Below are 19,004 nucleotides of genomic sequence, written 5' to 3' on the forward strand. Positions count from 1 at the left end.
TCGGAAAAGAAAAAGGCCACGTACCTGTCGGTGCGTGGCCCTTTTTTGGTTTCTACCGGCTCTTACCAGCCCGGCAGCATGTGGCTCTGCCGCAGGCGCGGATAGCGCGGGAAGCCCTTAATGTCGGCTTCGAGGTCGTCATTGGCGCTGATCGGCGTGATGTTGTCGAGGCAGGCGGTGATGTGGTTGCTGATCGCGTTGGAGAGCGAGGGCGAAAGGCCCGGCCGCTTCATGATGCCGATCTGCACCGGTGCCAGCGCCGGGAAGCCGTCGGCGAGCGTCAGCACCTTCATGCCGGGGCGGAGCGCCGATTCCGGCAGGACCGAGACGGCCATGCCGGCAAGCACGGCCGCGGCGACGACCGTCGACGACCAGCTTGTGAACAGGATCTGGTATTCGCGGCCGGTCGCGTCGAGTGCCGCGCAGGCAGCCTGCCGCCAGAGGCAGTCGCGCCGGCCGACGGCGAGCGGGATCGGCGCGTTTTCCGGCAGCGGATGGTTGATCGAGCTCACCCAGCAGAGCGGTTCGGTCCGCACGACATCCGAGGCGCGTGCACGCGGATTGTGCGTGACGAGCGCGATGTCGAGGTCGCCCTTCGCCATCTTCTCGGCGAGATCCACCGAAGGTTCGCAGATGATATAGAGCTCGACATTCGGATGCGTCTTGGCAAACCGCATGATGATCTCGGGCATGTAGCGGTCGGCGTAGTCGTCGGGCGTGCCGATGCGGAGCGTTCCTTCAAGACGGTTGTCGTCAAAGGAGGCGATCGCTTCATTGTTGAGGCGGATCATCCGGCGGGCGAAATTGAGCAGACGGTCGCCTTCGACCGTCAGCCGGTTGCCGCGGCCATCCTTCATGAACAGCGCCTTGCCGATGCGCTCTTCCAGGCGGCGCATCTGCATCGACACGGCGGATTGAGTCTTGAAGACCCGGTCGGCCGCCTTGGTGAAACTGCCCGTGTCGGCGATCGCGACAAAGGTCTGGAGCTGGTCGATATCGAGCGGTGCGGACATGGCCGTGATGCATCCATAAAATTGTTTGATGAATATCATTAAAAACATTCGTTGGACTGATCAATAAGGATTTGCGATCAATTAGGGGCAAATTCATCGATCCCCGGCCGGCAATTTCGCCGGCGATTCCCAAACCCTTTGGCCCGCCCCTGCGTTTGACCTCCCCGCAGGGGATGGGCCTCTTCGTGCCTGAAAAGGAGAATTGTCATGCGCACGACACAGCACGTCCTCGATCTCGACTTCGTTGCAGGAAAGCAGTCCCGCGCCGTCGGCGTGACAGGCATGCTCACGTCCGCGTGGCACCAGCTCCGAAACCGATATGCGATCGGCCGTCTGAATGACATGGATGACCGCCAGCTCCTCGATATGGGGCTAAAGCGAGAAGATGTGCGCGAGGCGATCACCTCGCCCTTCTTCGACAATCCGGCGAGTTACCTGACGCGCGCTTCGCGAAACCGGGCGAGCCTCTTCTACAAGGGGACCCGCCACGACTGACCGTTGACGAGTTGGAGCGGGATGAAAGCGGGAAACCGCATCCTCGGCCCGCTTCACGGCGCATCCCGCCGCTTAGGGTGTGCCAGTCGAGCATGATCCGCGAAAGCCAGCCGCCGCCGCGGATCATGCTGCGAATTTCAGAGTTCGGCGCTGCTGATCGTTAGAGGTCGCGCGCCCAAACGTTCCCCGCAGGGTAGAGCCAATAGACCCTGCCGCTTGGCCCGGTACATGACCAAGACATGTACCGGGCCTTTTTCTTTTGAGATTTGCTCAGGCAAGCGCACACTCTGGCAGGCGCAGAAGGTTGCGCCGACCAACGGGGTATGGATAGGGAAGGGGCGTTTCAGCTCTTTGTGCCAGGCCCGGTCTTGTAGATGTCGAACAGCGACTCGACGTTCTTCTGATATTCCTTCTGCATTTCCAGCCCGGTGTCGAACATGCTGTTCATCACCTGGGAGAACTGGGCAAGGGCCGGATTGTCCGGTGCGGGCTTCTGCGCGCCGGCGGCGCCCGCCTGCATCATGTCCTGAAATGCCTTGACGAAGGGGTTGTCGGCAAAGACGTCTGAGGTCTTGGCCTTCTCCTCTTTCTTGGCCATGCCGAAGAAGCCCTGCATCGCCTGCGTGAAGGGGTTGTCGAAGGGGTTCGGCTGCGGCTCCGGCTTCTTGGCAAAGCCGGCCGCTTCCATCCATTGGCGCATCGCCGCTGCCATTGGGTTGTTGGCGAAGGCGTCGCTTGCGGCGGCGAATTGCCCGGTCGTCTGCTTGAACAGCCCGCCCATCAGCGTATCTGCCATGACCGGCAGCATCTGCTTGTAGATCTCCTGGCTGATGCCGGTGACCTGCGCGGCCTGCGCGGCGATCGCGCGCGACATTTCCTTCGATCCGAACAGCTGTCCGAGAACACCGTTGCCGTCGACCATGCCCTGTGGCGTGAAGGCCTGGCTCATGTCTTCGAAGTATTTGGCGTAGTTGCCGCTGCCGAGCGCCGTGAGCAACGCGCCGAAATCATATGGATTGGCGGTGTTGCGCTTGAAGGCGGCCGAGAAGGCGGGCAGCAACGCTGCCGTCGCCTTCGTCATTTGCTCCTGGGCGAGGCCGAATTGTTGAGCCATCAGTTCGATGGCCTTACCATTCTGGGCCTGTGCGAACATGTCAAAAAGCGGTGCCATCCCAGTTCCCCTTCGGCATCTCGACGCGCGGCGCTGTAAGCGACGCATATCCTTGCACTATAACGGGAAATCGGGGGCTGGAAACCGCTTTTTAAGGGCGCCTGGCGGGCGCCTCAATATTGGTATTCGGCGAAAACCGGATCGACCGAGCCGTTCCAGCGACCATTGTAGAGTGCCAGCAGATCTTCGGCGAGCGTCGCCTTCTTGGCGAGCACCTCGTCGAGCGGCGCGAGGAACTGGCTTTCGTCGACGCCGTCGCCGTTCAGCCGGTTGCGGCGCTTCAGGCCGCCGCGCGAAATGGCGATGACCTCACGGGCAATGTCGTAGAGGTTGCCTGTGCGGAATTTTGTCGCGAGCGCCTGTACGGGCACGGCGTCGCGCATCGCGCTCACCTCTTCGAGGGTCCAGTCGCGGGTCAGGGTCTCGGCGGCATCGAGCGCTTCGCGATCATAGAGCAGGCCGACCCAGAAGGCCGGCAGCGCACAGATCCGCCGCCACGGGCCGCCGTCGGCGCCGCGCATTTCGAGGAAGCGCTTCAGCCGAACGTCGGGGAACAGCGTCGAAAGATGGTTGGTCCAGTCGCCCATGTTCGGCTGCCAGTCGGCGATCTCGCCCTTCAGCGCGCCGCCCATGAACTGGCGGAAGGTGACGTGGGTACAGTCATGGTAGTGGCCGTCGCGCACGACGAAATACATCGGCACGTCGAGCGCCCATTCGACATAGTCGGCAAAGCCGAAATCCGGACGGAAGGCGGAGGGCAGCAGGCCGGCGCGCTGGTTGTCGGTGTCGCGCCAGATATCGCCGCGCCAGGAGAGCAGCCCGTTCGGTTTGCCGTCGGTAAAGGGCGAGCTCGCAAACAGCGCCGTCGAAAGCGGCTGCAGCTTCAAGGACACCTGCATCTTGCGGCGCATGTCCTCTTCGGAGGAAAAGTCGAGATTCACCTGGATCGTGCAGGTGCGGTACATCATGTCGAGGCCCCTGGTGCCGACCTTGGGCATGTAGCGGCTCATGATGCCGTAACGCGATTTCGGCATGCGCGGTGTCTCGGCGAAGGTCCACTTCGGGCTGCCGCCGATGCCGAGGAAACGGATGCCGAGCGGTTCGGCGACTTCGCGCAGAACCGCCAAATGCTGGTTCGATTCCTTGCAGGTCTGGTGCAGGTTTTCGAGCGGCGCTCCGGAAAGCTCGAACTGGCCGCCCGGCTCCAGCGAGATCGCGCCATTGCCCGACTGCTCGGCAAGGCCGATGATGTTGCCTTGGTCGACGATCGGTTCCCAGCCGCTCTTTGCGGCCATTCCATTCAGAAGCGCCTGGATGCTGGCCTCGCCGAAATAGGGGACGGGGCTGTTGTCCGCCTTAAAGAAGGCGAACTTTTCGTGCTCCGTGCCGATCCGGAACCGCTCCTCCGGTTTCGAACCTTCTGCCAGATAGGCGGTCAGGTCAGCGACAGAGGTTACCGGCGTCTGGTCGGTGGTATCTCGGGCCATGAGCGTCTTCTTTTGTTTGGGCGGCTCCCACTGGATAGCGGGAGTTGATGAAGGCTGCTTGAACCGTATTCAGGTGCGGTGCAAGTCAATTTCTTTCAAGATCTCATCAAAAAAAGTAGGACGATTGCTTGCGCTGGAGCAAGCTCCGTGGAACTGGGTATCGTCGACCCAACCATGCCTTGTGTTGAGAGGTCCCCTTCTTCTAAGAGCCACCTTCTAGGAGAAAGAGCGGCATCCCGTTTGCTGCGGAGCGACCGGCTATCGCCAGTCGCCGACAGTCGCCTGGATGACCGCCATGGCTGCGACAGCGGCGGTGTCGGCCCTGAGGATCCGCGGTCCGAGCGGAATGCTGCTGACGAAATCGAGGCTGCGCAGCAACGTTCGCTCTGTCTCGGAGAAACCGCCTTCCGGACCGATCAGCAAGGCGAGTTTCTTCTCCTTGACGGCGGCGAGAATTGGCAACGGGTTCTGGCTGTCGCTGCCTTCGTCGCAGAAGATGATGCGCCGGTCGGTGGGCCAGGTGGCCAGCACGTCCTCCAGTCGTCGCGGCTCCTCGACATCGGGAATGCCGAGCACGCCGCATTGTTCGGCCGCCTCGATGACGTTGGCGCGCACGCGCTCGATGCTGCCGAGCTTGCCCTGCACATGCTGCGTCATGACCGGCTGCAGCACGCCTGCGCCCATTTCGACGGCCTTCTGCACGAGATAGTCGAGCCTGCCGACCTTCAGCGGCGCGAAAAGATAGACAAGATCGCAAGGTTCGGGCTGCGGGCGCGTCTGCTCGACTGCGGTCAGCACCAGCTTCTTCTTGCTGGCGAAGGAGAGTTCCGCACGCCACTCGCCGTCACGTCCGTTGAAGACGAGGATCGAGGAGCCTTCCTCATAGCGAAGAACGTTGACCAGGTAGTTGAACTGCTCCTTGGTCGCCTCGTGGGCGGAGCCCGCATTGAGGGTATGTTCGACGAACAGTCGCTGCATGCGAAAATTGGCGCGCATATCGGGGCCTTCACATGAAAATGCTGGAGAGGATGAGGTAGAGGACGGCCGATAGCGCGGCCGAGGCGGGAACGGTGATGACCCAGGCGCCGACGATCGTCAGGAAATGCGAACGGCGTACAAGGCGCCGGCGCCGGACTTCGGCGAAGTTGGTTTCTTCCGTTTCCATGAAGTCGGCCTGCCCTGTGCGCTGTCGGACATATTGTAGGCGACGCTTGGAATTGCGGATGTACCATTCACGGAAGAAGCCGACGCCGAAGACGGCACCAACGGCCGTGTGGGTCGAACTGATCGGCAGTCCGAGCGCCGATGCCAAAAGCACCGTGACCGCGGTGGCGAGCGCGACGCAGAAGGCGCGCATCGGATTGAGCTTGGTGATTTCCTGACCGACGACGCGGATAAGCTTCGGGCCATAGAGCAGAAGACCGATCGAAATGCCGAGCGCGCCGATCGCCAGTTCCCACAAGGGAGCCGGCGATTTCTCCGTGGTGATGACGCCGTCCAGGGCCGAAACGATCGCGGATAACGGGCCGATTGCGTTGGAGACGTCGTTGGCGCCATGCGCGAAGGAGAGAAGTGCTGCAGCCAGAATGAGCGGCGCGCGAAATAGTTTGCGAAGTGACTGGTTGCGGTTGTCCAGCCCCTCTGACTGTTTGTAGATCCACGGCTTGGTCAGGAAATAGACGGCAGTACCGATGATGACGCCCAGGCTGAGTCCTGTTGGCAAAGAGATTGCCGCAACCTGAACTAGGGCAATCTCCGCGAGGTATGCGGTGAAGCAGCCCGCGGTGACACTGAGAATGACCGGCATCCATCGCCTTGCGGCAGCGATCTTGTCCTCGCGGTAGATGATGAATTCCTTGAGGAAGGCGAGGAATGCGGCGGCAATTGCGCCGCCGAGAAGCGGCGAGACCGACCAGCTCAAAGTGATGCCGGCAAGCGACCACCATTGGACGCTGGAAAAACCGGCCGCGGCAATGCCGGCGCCGACGATGCCGCCGATGATCGAGTGTGTGGTGGATACAGGCGCCCCTGAATAGGTGGCGATATTGATCCAGGCCGCAGCCGAAGCGAGTGCCGACATCATGATCCAGATGATCGCTTGCGGGCCGAGCACATCTTCGCCGTAGACGATGCCTGCTTCGATCGTCAGCGCGACCTCGCGCCCGGCAAGCATCGCGCCGGCGATCTCGAAGATGGCAGCGATGATGAGCGCCGTCGCCATCGACATCGCTTTGGCGCCGACGGCCGCACCAACGTTGTTGGTCACGTCGTTGGCGCCGATGTTCATGGCCATGTAGCCGGCGATCGCTGCCGCGGCGATGATGATCGGCGCGCTCGCGGAATGGGTCACGAAACTCGCGGCAAAGGCCATGCTGAGCAGCAGAAATAGGCCGGCGAGCGCCGGCGCCGCCAGGCTGCGGCGGACATGCTGCGACGCCTCTTCGGCAAGACTGAGCTTGTCGAGGTCTTTGTCGAGCGTCTGTTTTGCGAGGCGTAAGCGCGGCTGTGCCACTGCCTGGAACTCCATTGTCACAATGGCCACTAAGGCCACTGCAACACGCTTTCAAGTGGATTTGATGGACATTGGCGTTGCGCGCGCCGGGAACCCGTATTCAGGGCATTGGATGCCCCTGAGGATCATCTCGAAGGCTAGCCGATCGCAGCCTTCGGCATCGGCGCAGACGGTGCTGCCATGCGTTCGCCGAAGGCGAGAATGAGGTCCTTCAGCGACGGCTCTGCCACCCGTGAAGCAGCCTCCTTGTAGTCGACCCATTCGAGCTGCCTGCGGCCTTCCTCGGGGAAGTGCTTGCAGAGGTCGTCGACTTCGAGGGCATGAACCTGCACCTTGACCGAGATCTTCAGGCCATGGTCCATGCGCTTCTGGTAAAGATAGTATCCGATCGTCGACTTCTGCACATGCCCTTTGACGCCGGCCTCTTCATAGGCCTCCCGCTCGGCCACCTCGTGGGCGCGCTTGCCCTGCATCGGCCATCCCTTGGGAATGACCCAGCGGCCGGTGTCACGGCTGGTGATCATGAGGATTTCGAGGGCCTTGGTCTTCTTGCGGATCCGATAGCAGAGCGCGGCATATTGCATGCGCGCCGGGCGGCGCAGCATCAATTGGACATCGGATGTGAGTCTGTTCAAGAAGTTCAAGGTCGTCAGCGCTCCTCTCAGCGAATCAGTGTTCTTGTTTTCTGTCAAAGCGAGTATGGCAGCGTCCTGTTGCGTGTAAATGTTACGGCAATTGGGCAGCCGGATATGCAGTCAGCTTTCCGCTGAACTGTGGTTCAGATACGACAGAATATGGTGTTTCCGCGTCGGTTTGCCAATCGCGGGCAAGTGGGCGTAGGCCTGCTCCGTCAGTTCGCGCGGTCGCGCTGCTGCAAGCGCAGGCGGGCGATACGGTTCCATTCGCCGGTGCGCTCCGCCTCGCGGGTTGCGGCGGCAACGAAGTCGATATGGTTCTGCGACGCGGCCTTTGCTTTCGCCGGATCCCTCGCCATGATCGCGTCGTAGATCGCCTCGTGCTGGCCAAGCAGCCGATCGCGCGCGCCCGGTGCATCGAAAACCGAGTTGCGGTGAAAGAAGATGCCCTGCTGAAGCAGCCGATAACAGGCGCGCAGCGTATGCATCAGGATGATGTTGTGGGCGCTCTCACCGATTGCCTGGTGCAGCTCGATATCGGCCTCGAGCTCCGCCTCGAAGTCGCCGGCGGCGTGCGCTGTACGCATGCGCTCGATGATCCTGGTCAGGATGTCCCGGTCGAAATCCGTGGCGCGGGTGGCGGCCAGTTCTGCGGTCAGGCCCTCCAGCTCGCGCCGGTATTCGAGATAATCCTGGGTCGCCTTGTGATGACGGGCAATCAGGTCGATCAGCGGCCTGGAGAAAATCTTCCCTACGACATCGGCGACGAAGGTGCCGCCGCCATGGTGGCTTTCGACCAGGCCGCGTCCTTCGAGTTCCTTGAGCGCCTCGCGCAGGATCGGCCTCGATACGTCGAAGCGTTTGGAAAGCTCCCTTTCGCCCGGTAAACGATCGCCGTCGCGCAGCACGCCTTCGAGGATCAGGAGCTCGATCTGATGCACGACTTCGTCCGCCGTGCGGCTGTGGCTGATGCGGGCGAAGAGGTCGATCTGGTCGTCGGTCACGTCTTGGTCTCCCGGATCACGATGAATTTCGGTCTTTTCGGCCCAAAATTGATCATGATTCTCATAGGTTAGAGCGGGAGGGGACGGAAATCCGGCCTAGGTTGCTCGCACCGCTCTGCGCCGCAATCTAGGCAGCCGGCGGCAAGTGGTCAATTTGCTTGTCCACTTTGTGCGGCTGACAAAAGTCAAACTGCGGCAATGCGTCCTTTTTCTTTTGCTCGTTCGATTGATAAGAGAGTCGTGATGAACGCGTGAGGGGGACAAGAGCGCTTCATGGCAAAGGGTAGTTTTGCATTTCCGGTGGCGCCGATGCGCGCCTTGGCCTTGGGCGAGGTTCATTCGCGCCCCTATGCGCTGGTCACCACGCCGCGGGTGATCTTTCAGCTCGCCTTCCTGACGGATGGCGGCTCGATCGTCGATCATGCCGTGTTGTCGGAGCTGTCGCGCGCACGCGGCATCGCACCGCCGGGGCGGGACGCGAACCATCATGCAATGCCCTGGGGGCAGGGCACGTTGCGTTGGGAGCGTCACACCGAGTTCTCCACCTACTTCTGGGATGCGCCGCCGCCGGAGCAGTTCGGCGGCGAGGTGCCGATCCATCCCTTCGGCGACGGCTTTTCGCCGCCGGGCTCGCTGATCTCGGGCATCCGCCTGGAGATCCGGCCGGACACGCCCGAAACCCGTGACGCGATCGGGCTCTTCGATCCGACGAGCCTCTGCTACAGCGAAACCAAGAACGGCCAGGCGGTAATCGTCACCGACTTCCGCCAGAACGGCGACGGCCTGACGCAGATACTGGTTATCGACCGTGGCATGACCGAGGCAGGCACCGGCGCGCTCATTCAGCGCCTGCTCGATATCGAGACCTACCGGACACTGGCGATGATGGGCCTGCCGCTCGCCCAGTCGCTGTCGCCGGAGATCCGCCGGACCGAGGATGGCTTGACCGGAATCACCCAGCGCATGAAGGAAAATGTGCGCGAGGAGGCCGACGACATGCTGGCCGAGATCACCCGGCTTGCCGCCGACCTCGAGGCGGGTGCCGCGCTCAGCCTCTATCGCTTCGGCGCCAGCCGCGCCTATTACGGCATCGTGCAGGAGCGCATTCGCACGCTCTCCGAGACGCCGCTTCCGGGCTACGAGACCATCGGCACCTTCCTCGAACGACGCCTCGCGCCGGCGATGCGCACCTGCCAGTCGGTCGAGGAGCGCCAGGCCAACCTGTCGCGGAAGCTCGCCCGCGCCACCGCTCTTCTCAGAAGCTGGGTCGATGTCGAGCTCGAACGGCAGAACAGCGCGCTTTTGAACTCGATGGACCGGCGCGCCAAGCTGCAGCTACGCCTGCAGCAGACCGTCGAAGGCCTGTCGGTCGCCGCCATTTCCTACTACGTCGTTGGCCTGTTCGGCTATCTCGCCAAGGCCGTCAGCCACGAGCTGCCGATCGATCCGGGCCTCTTGACTGGCCTTGCCGTTCCCTTCGCCGTTGCCGGCGTCTGGCTGATCGTGCGCCGCATCCGCCGCCATCACGAGGAAGGTGAGCACAAGTAAGCAATTCCAACAAAAGTGTGCAGCGGTTTTGCGTCGGGAATTGCGAGAAACAAGCAATTCCAGCAAAAGTGTGCAGCGGTTTTGCGTTCGGAATTGCGAAAAACAAATAGCCCGTCTTGGAAACTACTGTTCCCAATAGGGGATCGGCCCGTAAAGCCCGGCCAGGTAGTCGATGAAAAGGCGCACCTTGGCCGGCAGGAACTGGCGGCTCGGATAGACGGCCGAGAGGGTCAGTTGCTTGGAGCCTTCCCATTGCGGCAGCACCTGTACCAGCTGGCCGCTGCGCAATTCCGGGCCGATATCCCAGGTGGAGCGCAGCGCAATCCCCGCGCCGGCGATGACGGCGGCGCGCACGATCTCGGAGGAATTGGTCACGAGCGGCCCCTCCGGGTGCCAGACCAGCGCGCCTTCCGGCCCTTCAAGCTTCCAGTTGTCGTTGTTGTGCGCCGGCAGGCAGAGATGGTCTGCGAGGTCGCCAATTTCCGTCGGCGCACCATTGCGGGCAATGTATTCCGGCGAGGCGCAGAGCAGCCGGCGGACGGGCGCAAGTTTCCGTGCGACCAGGGACGAATCCACCAATTCGCCGATCCTGACCGCCATGTCGAAGCCGTCCGCGACGATATCCGTGAATTCGTCCGTCAGCACGATGTGCAGTTTCAGGTCCGGATGGTCCTTCATGAACTTCGTCAGGTGCGGCGCGATGTGCATCCGGCCGAAGGAGGTGGGCGCTGAGATTCTGAGCACGCCGAGCGCATGCGACGAGCGTCCGGAGGCATAGGCCTCGGCCTCCTCGATGCCCGAGAGAATGCCGAGTACGCGATCGTAGAACCCCTGGCCGGCTTCGGTCAGAGAGATCTGGCGTGTCGTGCGCTGCAGAAGCCGCGTTCCGAGGCGATCTTCGAGCCTCTTGATGCGCTTGGAGATCACAGCTGGGGAAAACCCCAGCGCCCGCCCCGCTGCCGACATACTGCCGGTGGAAACGACCCGTGCAAAAATCTCAAGATCGCCTAAATTCGTCATCAATCGTTGCCATTGTTTCCAAAACGGAAAAGCTCAATAGCATTTGCAGGGACTCTAGCCTAGTGGTAAAGAAAATAGACCAATTTACATGCGGCGGGAGAAACTGATGGCGGAGACGATCGGTTTTCTGCAACCGAAACAGGCTGTTATCGCCCGGCGCCGCGAGATCGTCGCCGACCTCGCCGACCTGTTGCCCGAGGGCTGCCTGATCAGCGACGAGCGCGGGCTGAAGCCCTTCGAGACAGATGCCTTTATCGCCTATCGTCGCATGCCGCTTGCCGTCGCGCTGCCGGAGACGACCGAGCAGGTCGCAGCCCTTCTCAAATATTGCAGCCGCTATGGCATCCCGGTCGTGCCGCGCGGCGCCGGAACCTCGCTTTCGGGCGGTGCCATCCCGCAGGAGGATGCAGTCGTCATCGGCCTTTCGAAGATGTCGCGCATTCTCGATATCGACCTCTTCAATCGCACTGCCACCGTCCAGGCAGGCGTCACCAATCTCAATATTTCCGAGGCGGTTTCAGCTGACGGCTTCTTCTACGCGCCGGACCCGAGTTCGCAGCTTGCCTGCACAATCGGCGGCAACATCGGCATGAATTCCGGCGGCGCCCATTGCCTGAAATACGGCGTCACCACCAACAATCTGCTCGGCGTGAAGATGGTGCTGTTCGACGGCACGGTTATTGAGCTCGGCGGCAAGGGGCTGGATTCGGCGGGCTACGATCTGCTCGGCCTCGTCTGCGGTTCCGAGGGGCAGCTCGGCATCGTCACCGAGGCGACGGTGCGGCTGATCGCCAAGCCGGAGGGAGCTCGCCCCGTGCTCTTCGGCTTCGCCTCTTCGGAAGCGGCCGGCGCTTGCGTCGCCGATGTCATCGGCTCCGGCATCATCCCCGTCGCGATCGAGTTCATGGACAAGCCGGCGATCGAGATCTGCGAAGCCTTCGCCCATGCCGGCTATCCGCTCGATGTCGAAGCGCTGCTGATCGTCGAAGTCGAAGGCTCCGAGCCGGAAATGGATGCGACGCTCGCCGGCATCGTCGCTGTCGCGCGCCGTCATGGGGTGGCGACGATCAGGGAGTGCCAGTCGGCCATGGAAGCGGCTGCGATCTGGAAAGGACGGAAATCCGCCTTCGGTGCCACCGGCCGCATCGCCGACTATATCTGCATGGACGGTACGGTGCCGCTCAGCCAGCTCTCGCATGTGCTGCGTCGCACCGGTGAGATCGTTGCGAGCTACGGCCTGCGCGTCGCCAATGTCTTCCACGCCGGCGACGGCAACATGCATCCGCTGATCCTCTACAACATCAACGACCCGGAGGATGCGGCGCGCGCCGAAGCCGCCGGCAACGATATCCTCAAGCTCTGTGTTGACGCCGGCGGTTGCCTGACGGGCGAGCACGGCGTGGGCATCGAAAAGCGGGACCTCATGCTACACCAGTACAACCGGATCGACCTCGACCAGCAGATGGCGGCACGGGCCGCCTTCGATCCGCAATGGATACTGAACCCGTCCAAGGTCTTCCCGCTCGAAGGGCGTCCCGCCGCATGATCGTGCATTTCGAACCGGCAAGCGAAGAGGGGATTGCGACCGTCGTTCGCGCGATGGCGGCCGATCGGGCTTCGCTCGCGCTGATCGGCGGCAACACGCGCTTGGGTCTCGGCAATCCCGTGCGCGCCGACCGGGTGCTGTCGACGCGCCGCTTGTCCGGCATCGTCAGCTACAATCCGGCCGAGATGACGATCACTGCGCTTTCGGGAACGCCGCTGCGCGCGATCGAAGAGGTACTGGCGGACAACCGGCAGATGCTTGCCTTCGAACCGATGGACCATCGGCCGATTTTCGCGTCCTCGGGCGAGCCGACGATCGGCGGGGTCTTCGCCGCCAACGTGTCCGGCCCCAGGCGCTACGTTTCAGGGGCCGCCCGCGACAGCCTGCTCGGGGTGCGCTTCGTCAACGGTGAGGGGGAGGCAATCAAGGCCGGCGGACGGGTGATGAAGAACGTCACCGGCCTGGATCTGGTCAAGCTTTTGGCCGGCTCGCACGGCACGCTCGGCATCCTCACCGAAGTCACCTTCCGCGTCCTGCCGCTGCCGCCGGCGTCTGATACCATTGTGGTTTCCGGGCTCAACGATGCCGAAGCCGCGGCGGTCATGGCCGAGGCGATGGCGCAGACGGTGGAAGTTTCGGGTGCCGCACATCTGCCGGAAAGCGTGCGCGGGCGGTTCCTGGATGGCGGGCTTCCGGACGGCGCCGCGACGGTACTGCGGCTCGAAGGACTGGAGGCATCGGTTGCGCTCCGGGCTGAAAAGCTGACGAACGCGGTCGGCCGCTTCGGCGCGGTGACCCGGCTCGATGCAATCAGGACATCGAGGCTCTGGGCCGAGATCCGCGACGTCAAACCCTTTGCCGACGGCACCAGGAAGCCGCTCTGGCGCATCTCCATCGCCCCGTCGCTCGGCCATCAATTGGTGGCGGCGCTCAGGCTGCAGACCGGCGTCGATGCCTTCTATGACTGGCAGGGCGGTCTCGTCTGGCTGCGCATGGAGGCCGACCCCGAAGCGGAACTCGTGCGCCGCTATATCAAGGTTCTCGGTGGCGGCCACGCGACCCTCGTCAGGGCCGAAGAAGGCTATCGTGCCGCCATTCCATCGTTTGAACCACAACCCTTGGCCGTGGCACAATTGAGCGAGCGCGTCCGCGCGAAGTTCGATCCGCACCGGATCTTCAATCCGGGCCGCATGGCTGCGGTCTCCTGAGGCGACGGCGGTGGAACATGGGAGGAGTTGATGAGCGATAATGGTCCGCAGACACCGTTTTCCCGCGAGACTGATCGCTGGCTGGAGCCGGGCAAGATCAATGTCCAGGTGATCTATGTCCTTTATCTCGTGGGCTTTGCGGTGGGGATCACTCCGATCATCGGCGTGGTGATGGCCTATCTCAATCGCGGCAAGGGTGCGCCGTGGGTCCAGACGCACTATGAATGGGCGATCCGGACCTTTTGGATCGCCCTGTTGTTCGGCGTAATATCGTTGCTGCTGACGGTGCTGTTGATCGGCGTTCTCGGTTTCATCGCCTCCGCCGTCTGGATCGTCGTGCGCTGCGTCGTCGGCCTGCAACGGGCCGCGCGCCAGGAGCCGATCACCAATCCCGAAAGCTGGATGGTGTAGACCACGGCGCAAACCCTGAAACCGGGTCCGGTCGAAGGATGCTGAAATGAGAATGCCGCGGTGACCGAAGCACGTCGCAAGTGCCCGTTACCGCGGAACCGGAAAGTGGAGTTCGCGTTTGCAGACCAATTTTACCCCCGCGCAGCTTGCCGACCCGCATGTGGCCGAATCCGAGGCCATCCTGCGCAAATGCGTGCACTGCGGCTTCTGCACCGCCACCTGTCCGACCTATGTGACGCTCGGCGACGAACTCGATAGTCCGCGCGGGCGCATCTATCTCATCAAGGACATGCTGGAAAACGGCAGGGCGGCCGACAAGGAAACGGTCACCCACATCGACCGCTGTCTCTCTTGTCTCGCCTGCACAACCACCTGTCCCTCCGGCGTCGACTACATGCATCTGGTCGACCATGCGCGCGTCCACATCGAAAACACCTATCGGCGCCCGTTTAAGGACAGACTGGCGCGTTCCGTGCTGGCGGCGGTGCTGCCCTATCCCGCGCGCTTCCGCCTGTCGCTGAAGGCGGCCGGCCTTGCCCGGCCCTTCGCAGGGATGATGAAGCGCATGCCGTTGCTGAAGACCTTCGGCGTCATGCTCGATCTCGCGCCAAGCGCTGTGCCGCAGCCCTCTACTTCCGCCATGCCCGGCGTCCACACGGCGCAGGGAAAACGTGTTGGTCGTGTCGCGCTCCTGAACGGATGTGCCCAGCCGGTGCTGAAGCCCGAAATCAACGAGGCGACGATAAGACTGCTGACGCGCTTTGGCGTCGAAGTGGTTGTCTCGGCCGGCGAAGGCTGTTGTGGCGCCCTGGTGCACCACATGGGGCGCGAGAATCAGGCGCTTGAGGCGGCGCGCCGCAACGTCGACGCCTGGCTGAAGATCGCAGACGAGGGCGGGCTCGATGCCATCGTCATCACCGCTTCGGGCTGCGGAACGACGATCAAGGACTACGGCCACATGCTGCGGCTCGATCCTGAGTATGCGGAAAAGGCGGCACGTGTCTCGGCGCTGACAAAAGACATCACCGAGTACCTGTCTACGCTAGACCTGCCGGAACAGGATGCGAGGGGCATGACGCTTGCCTATCATTCCGCCTGTTCGATGCAGCACGGCCAGAAGATCACAATGGCGCCGAAGCAGCTTTTGAAGCGTGCTGGCTTCGTCGTCCGCGATCCGGCCGAAGGCCACCTCTGCTGCGGTTCGGCCGGCACCTACAACATCCTGCAGCCGGAAATCTCGGCGAAGCTGAAGGCGCGCAAGGTCAAGAACATCGAGGCGACGAAGCCGGATGCGATCGCGACCGGCAACATCGGCTGCATCACCCAGATCGCCAGCGGTACTGCGATCCCCATCCTGCACACGGTCGAACTGCTCGACTGGGCCTATGGTGGAGCAAAGCCCAAGGGGCTCTGATGGACAGGCAAAAGCCGGCTCCGTGAGGAACCGGCCTTTCAAACTGTGTATGGTCGATGACCGTCAGCCGCCGAAGATCTGGCGGAAGATGTCGACGCCGCGATCGTCGAAATAGGTGTCGCCGGCTTTGCTGCCGGGGCCGATGACGATGACCTTGGTGCCGATGTCGGCGCGATCGTAGAGGTGTTCCACGTCGTCGTTCATCATGCGGATGCAGCCGGATGACATGTTCTGGCCGATGGTCCAGGGCTGGTTGGTGCCATGGATCCGGAAGATGGTGTCGCGGCCTCCCTTGTAGAGATACATGGCGCGGGCGCCGAGCGGGTTGTCGATGCCGCCTTCCTGGGTGACCGGCAGGATGCGGCCCTTGGCAGCCTCGCGCTGGCGCATCTCCGCCGGCGGTGTCCAGGTCGGCCATTCGGCCTTGCGGCCAACCTTCACGACACCCGACCAGCCGAAGCCGTCGCGGCCGACACCGATGCCGTAGCGCGTCGCGCGGTTCGGGCCGTCGATGTAGTAAAGGTACTTGTTGTTGGTATCGACGATGATCGTGCCGGGGGCTTCGTCGGTGCGGAAGCGAACCTTGGTGCGCCAGTATTGTTTTGCCGGCTTCTTCGGCGTGGCCACGAGTACAACGTCTGATGATTTGACCTTGGAGCCTGTCGCCGGCGTCGGCGTGAAAGCCGAGGCGCTGGCGGCGACAAGAATAGTGCTGGTCGCGATGGCGATCGCGACCACTTTGCTGGCATGACGCTTCATATACGATTCCCTCTAACCCTCGTTGCAGGCAGGCTAAGCAAAATGCGCCGAAGTTCAAGCCTGCCATACAGCCGGCGGACCGCCGAACTTATATCTGTTCATGCTGCTGTTGCCTGAAAATCACGCATAGGCAATAGCAAAACGTGCGAGGGGGAGGGAATATTCTATGCTATGCTCCAATTATATGACGATAACCTTCGTGCCCACCTTCACGTGCTCGTAAAGGTCGACGACGTCTTCATTGCGCATGCGGATGCAGCCGGAGGAAACGGCATAGCCGATCGTCCAGGGCGCATTGGTGCCGTGGATTCGATAGAGCGTCGAGCCGAGATACATGGCGCGCGCGCCAAGCGGGTTTTCCGGGCCGCCGTCCATGCGCGCCGGCAGGTAGTGGCCCTTGGCGGCTTCGCGGCTGATCATCTCCTGCGGCGGCGTCCAGCTCGGCCACTCCGCCTTGCGGGTGACCTTGTGGGCGCCTGCCCATTCGAAGCCCGGCTTGCCGACGCCGACGCCATAGCGCCGTGCCTCGCCGTTGCCGGTCACCAGATAGAGAAAGCGGTTGTTCGTATCGATGACGATCGTGCCCGGCTTTTCCTTGCTCTCATAGGCGACCGTCTGCGGCAGGTACTGCGGGTCGAATTTCGACTTGACCGGCCGCTGGGCGCGCATGGCGTTGGCCGGCTGGATCAGCGGGTTGATGGCGCGGCGTTTGACCTGCGGCTGCGCGACCTGTCCCTGATAATACTGTTTTCGGGTGGCTGCCGGAATCTGCTGCCGGTAGATGACCTGCCGCGTGCGGGCCTGCTGCACGCCGAGCTGCATTACCCAGGGGGCGGTGAGGTCGGGGCTGACGACCACCGGAGGCCGGTTCTGATACCGATCCTGCGCCACGGCGGGAGCGGCGACGAGGGTCAGCAGGGAGACTGCTAAAAGAAGGGATTTTTTCAACATCGGACGGACTCGCTACCTTTCGCCGAAATTCATCAAGGGGGCGCAGACAGCCGAAGAACCGGACGCTCGAGCGGGGGGTATGCGCCTTGGCAATGGCGCGATCGTGTCACCGGGGGGCCACCGAATGGTAAACGGCGCTTCATTAAAAGGCGAAGGCGCCGATAAAGCTTTGGGTAGGGTTATCCGCCGCTTTAGGAATCTGGTTTGCAAATGGTAAAGGCAAGGAAATGAACAGGATGGAGCGAGGAAAGCGATGACGGTCAAGGGCATAGTGATCGGCGAGGACGGACTTCAGCGCTGCGCCTGGCAGGGCAATCTCGACGACTACCGTCGCTATCATGACGACGAATGGGGCCGTCCGGTCACCGACGATCGCCGCCTGTTCGAGAAGATCTGCCTCGAAGGGTTCCAGTCCGGCCTGTCATGGCTGACGATCCTGCGCAAGCGCGAGGCATTCCGTGCCGCCTTTGCCGGCTTCGATTTCGACAAGGTCGCGATGTTCGATGAGACCGATATCGAGCGCTGCCTTGCCGATACCGGCATCGTGCGCCATCGCGGCAAGATCGTCTCGACCATCAACAATGCCCGTCGCGCCCAGGAACTCAGGCAGGAATTCGGTTCGCTCGCGGGCTATTTCTGGTCCTACGAGCCGCAGGCAGCCGAGCGCCCGAAACTGGTAACCTACGAGGCGATCGTCGCCAACCCGACGACCCCGACCTCGACGCGGATTTCCAAGGACCTGAAGAAGCGCGGCTGGACTTTCGTCGGCCCGACGACGATCTACGCCTTCATGCAGGCCATGGGCCTCGTCAACGATCACATCGAAGGCTGCCATTGCCGTGTGGTTGTCGAGGAATTGCGTGGCAAGCTCGCAAGACCCAGGGCTCGCGTGGCCTGAGTGAAGCGCCCGTCGTCAGCTTGGCGATGGGCGTTTCCCGGTGAGGGAGCGCCATCGAGGCGCCTCATAGAGCTGCTTCAGTCCAAGGGAAAAGGGTCTGCGGTTTCAAGTTTTGCGCTCAAGCGCAGAGTATCACGCGCTCGCGCGGAAAGGCAAAGACGCCTTGCAGCAGATCCTCGCCGGTTGGGGTATCGAGCACGGACCGCCCGACGCAGATAAGCTGCGCCGCTTGCGATGTCGGCGCGCGCACCATGGCGGTAAAGCAGAACGAGGATGACGAGGCGGTCGCCTGTTCGAGTATGTTGAGCACGGTTGGGCGATCCTTGCGGTCATAAGCGCGCACCAGATCGATGACACCGCAGGAAGGAGCGGAGATGCCGAGCAAGGCGGCGGTATTTTGGCCGAGCTGGAAAATGCCGGTCGCGAGATCGCAGCGCCAGGCTTCGATGAGGTAGGTCCCCTCGTCGAGGCCCCGCATCCAATTGTCATGTGCGCCCAGATGTCCGGGCCGGATCGCCCCGCAGCCCGGTGTCATGAATCTCAACATGATGCCCATCCCTCTCTTCGCGCCGACGGCGAGACGTCTCCGCAGAAATCCGCCATTCCCGATGAAATGGTTCGCCGTTCCATTTTGCCGTTGGGGTATTAGGTCCGATGCTCGCATTGCATCCGGAGTGACCTGCGGGTAAATGCCGGACCGAAAATAGCCGATGATCTCCATGATCGAAACGTCGGCGATCGATCGAGCGATAAACTTTTAGTGATTGTTGGCGATTTATTGCGCCTTATGGTTGAAGTCAACCCGTTCCGATCGATAGGTCGAGACGACCGGGTCCAGCTTCGGCTCGCGCCGAGTACCCCGCATCGCTTGCTACGACCAGCGCGACGCGCGCTTTGCGCGGTGCAAACCCTTGCCGCCCCCCACTTGATCC

18 protein-coding genes are annotated in these 19,004 nt (G+C 62.4%); 7 read left to right on the plus strand and 11 right to left on the minus strand.

Translation table 11 applies throughout. From position 1 onward, the window contains the following. Positions 1-62: 62 nt before the first annotated feature. Positions 63-1,013: a LysR substrate-binding domain-containing protein gene (locus tag AC3WWH_RS03670; protein ID WP_034800917.1), complete on the minus strand. Its 951-nt coding sequence runs from the start codon at positions 1,011-1,013 to the stop codon at positions 63-65. A gap of 207 nt (positions 1,014-1,220) precedes the next feature. Here AC3WWH_RS03670 and AC3WWH_RS03675 point away from each other — a divergent pair, with 207 nt between their 5' ends. Continuing rightward, positions 1,221-1,508, plus strand: a complete 288-nt coding sequence (locus tag AC3WWH_RS03675) for a YjiS-like domain-containing protein (protein WP_057250915.1) — start codon at positions 1,221-1,223, stop codon at positions 1,506-1,508. 343 nt (positions 1,509-1,851) lie between these two features. Here AC3WWH_RS03675 and AC3WWH_RS03680 read toward each other — a convergent pair whose 3' ends face one another. The 6 genes from AC3WWH_RS03680 to AC3WWH_RS03705 form a co-directional block, all read right to left on the minus strand. Further along, complete coding sequence (locus AC3WWH_RS03680; RefSeq protein WP_058320454.1) at positions 1,852-2,679, minus strand: DUF937 domain-containing protein; 828 nt, start codon at positions 2,677-2,679, stop codon at positions 1,852-1,854. A gap of 113 nt (positions 2,680-2,792) precedes the next feature. After that, entirely contained in the window at positions 2,793-4,166 is a 1,374-nt protein-coding gene (locus AC3WWH_RS03685) for a glutamate--cysteine ligase (RefSeq protein ID WP_058320453.1), read from the minus strand. Between the two features lie 258 nt (positions 4,167-4,424). Beyond that, entirely contained in the window at positions 4,425-5,162 is a 738-nt protein-coding gene (locus AC3WWH_RS03690; protein WP_057250909.1) for a 16S rRNA (uracil(1498)-N(3))-methyltransferase, read from the minus strand. Positions 5,163-5,172: 10 nt separating this feature from the next. Continuing rightward, positions 5,173-6,678 (minus strand): inorganic phosphate transporter, encoded by a 1,506-nt coding sequence (locus tag AC3WWH_RS03695; protein ID WP_057251103.1) that lies wholly within the window; start codon positions 6,676-6,678, stop codon positions 5,173-5,175. Between the two features lie 137 nt (positions 6,679-6,815). Further along, positions 6,816-7,322: an NUDIX hydrolase gene (locus AC3WWH_RS03700; RefSeq protein ID WP_057251102.1), complete on the minus strand. Its 507-nt coding sequence runs from the start codon at positions 7,320-7,322 to the stop codon at positions 6,816-6,818. 206 nt (positions 7,323-7,528) lie between these two features. After that, the gene (locus AC3WWH_RS03705; RefSeq protein WP_082615829.1) at positions 7,529-8,317 is read right to left on the minus strand and encodes a FadR/GntR family transcriptional regulator; all 789 of its coding nucleotides are present in this window, start codon (positions 8,315-8,317) and stop codon (positions 7,529-7,531) included. Between the two features lie 273 nt (positions 8,318-8,590). On the opposite strand from AC3WWH_RS03705, the gene AC3WWH_RS03710 reads away from it, so the two are divergent. Continuing rightward, the gene (locus AC3WWH_RS03710) at positions 8,591-9,865 is read left to right on the plus strand and encodes a DUF3422 family protein (protein WP_057250905.1); all 1,275 of its coding nucleotides are present in this window, start codon (positions 8,591-8,593) and stop codon (positions 9,863-9,865) included. Between the two features lie 123 nt (positions 9,866-9,988). Here the strand turns inward: AC3WWH_RS03710 and AC3WWH_RS03715 are convergent, their stop codons facing one another. After that, positions 9,989-10,885: a LysR family transcriptional regulator gene (locus AC3WWH_RS03715; protein ID WP_058320452.1), complete on the minus strand. Its 897-nt coding sequence runs from the start codon at positions 10,883-10,885 to the stop codon at positions 9,989-9,991. 106 nt (positions 10,886-10,991) lie between these two features. On the opposite strand from AC3WWH_RS03715, the gene AC3WWH_RS03720 reads away from it, so the two are divergent. From AC3WWH_RS03720 to glcF, 4 genes are all read left to right on the plus strand, one after another. After that, positions 10,992-12,431 carry an FAD-linked oxidase C-terminal domain-containing protein gene (locus tag AC3WWH_RS03720; RefSeq protein ID WP_058320451.1) on the plus strand — a complete coding sequence of 480 codons (1,440 nt, stop codon included), beginning with the start codon at positions 10,992-10,994 and terminating at the stop codon, positions 12,429-12,431. Next, positions 12,428-13,639: a glycolate oxidase subunit GlcE gene (gene glcE / locus AC3WWH_RS03725; protein WP_058320450.1), complete on the plus strand. Its 1,212-nt coding sequence runs from the start codon at positions 12,428-12,430 to the stop codon at positions 13,637-13,639. Before AC3WWH_RS03720 ends, glcE begins: the two co-directional genes overlap by 4 nt. A 30-nt stretch (positions 13,640-13,669) precedes the next feature. Then, positions 13,670-14,050, plus strand: a complete 381-nt coding sequence (locus AC3WWH_RS03730) for a DUF4870 family protein (RefSeq protein WP_058320449.1) — start codon at positions 13,670-13,672, stop codon at positions 14,048-14,050. A gap of 118 nt (positions 14,051-14,168) precedes the next feature. Further along, positions 14,169-15,464 (plus strand): glycolate oxidase subunit GlcF, encoded by a 1,296-nt coding sequence (glcF, locus tag AC3WWH_RS03735; protein WP_058320448.1) that lies wholly within the window; start codon positions 14,169-14,171, stop codon positions 15,462-15,464. A gap of 63 nt (positions 15,465-15,527) precedes the next feature. Here glcF and AC3WWH_RS03740 read toward each other — a convergent pair whose 3' ends face one another. Further along, a complete protein-coding gene (locus tag AC3WWH_RS03740) occupies positions 15,528-16,223 on the minus strand; it encodes a L,D-transpeptidase (RefSeq protein ID WP_057250895.1) in 696 nt (231 codons plus the stop codon). 180 nt (positions 16,224-16,403) lie between these two features. Then, positions 16,404-17,174, minus strand: a complete 771-nt coding sequence (locus AC3WWH_RS03745; protein WP_058320447.1) for a L,D-transpeptidase — start codon at positions 17,172-17,174, stop codon at positions 16,404-16,406. 253 nt (positions 17,175-17,427) lie between these two features. On the opposite strand from AC3WWH_RS03745, the gene AC3WWH_RS03750 reads away from it, so the two are divergent. Then, on the plus strand, positions 17,428-18,072 hold the full coding sequence (locus tag AC3WWH_RS03750) for a DNA-3-methyladenine glycosylase I (protein WP_057250891.1): 645 nt from the start codon (positions 17,428-17,430) through the stop codon (positions 18,070-18,072). Between the two features lie 118 nt (positions 18,073-18,190). Here AC3WWH_RS03750 and AC3WWH_RS03755 read toward each other — a convergent pair whose 3' ends face one another. Next, positions 18,191-18,793, minus strand: a complete 603-nt coding sequence (locus tag AC3WWH_RS03755) for a hypothetical protein (RefSeq protein WP_245299028.1) — start codon at positions 18,791-18,793, stop codon at positions 18,191-18,193. Positions 18,794-19,004 lie beyond the last annotated feature (211 nt).

The sequence above is a fragment of the Ensifer sp. EB106-03-01-XG145 genome, assembly GCF_058792075.1.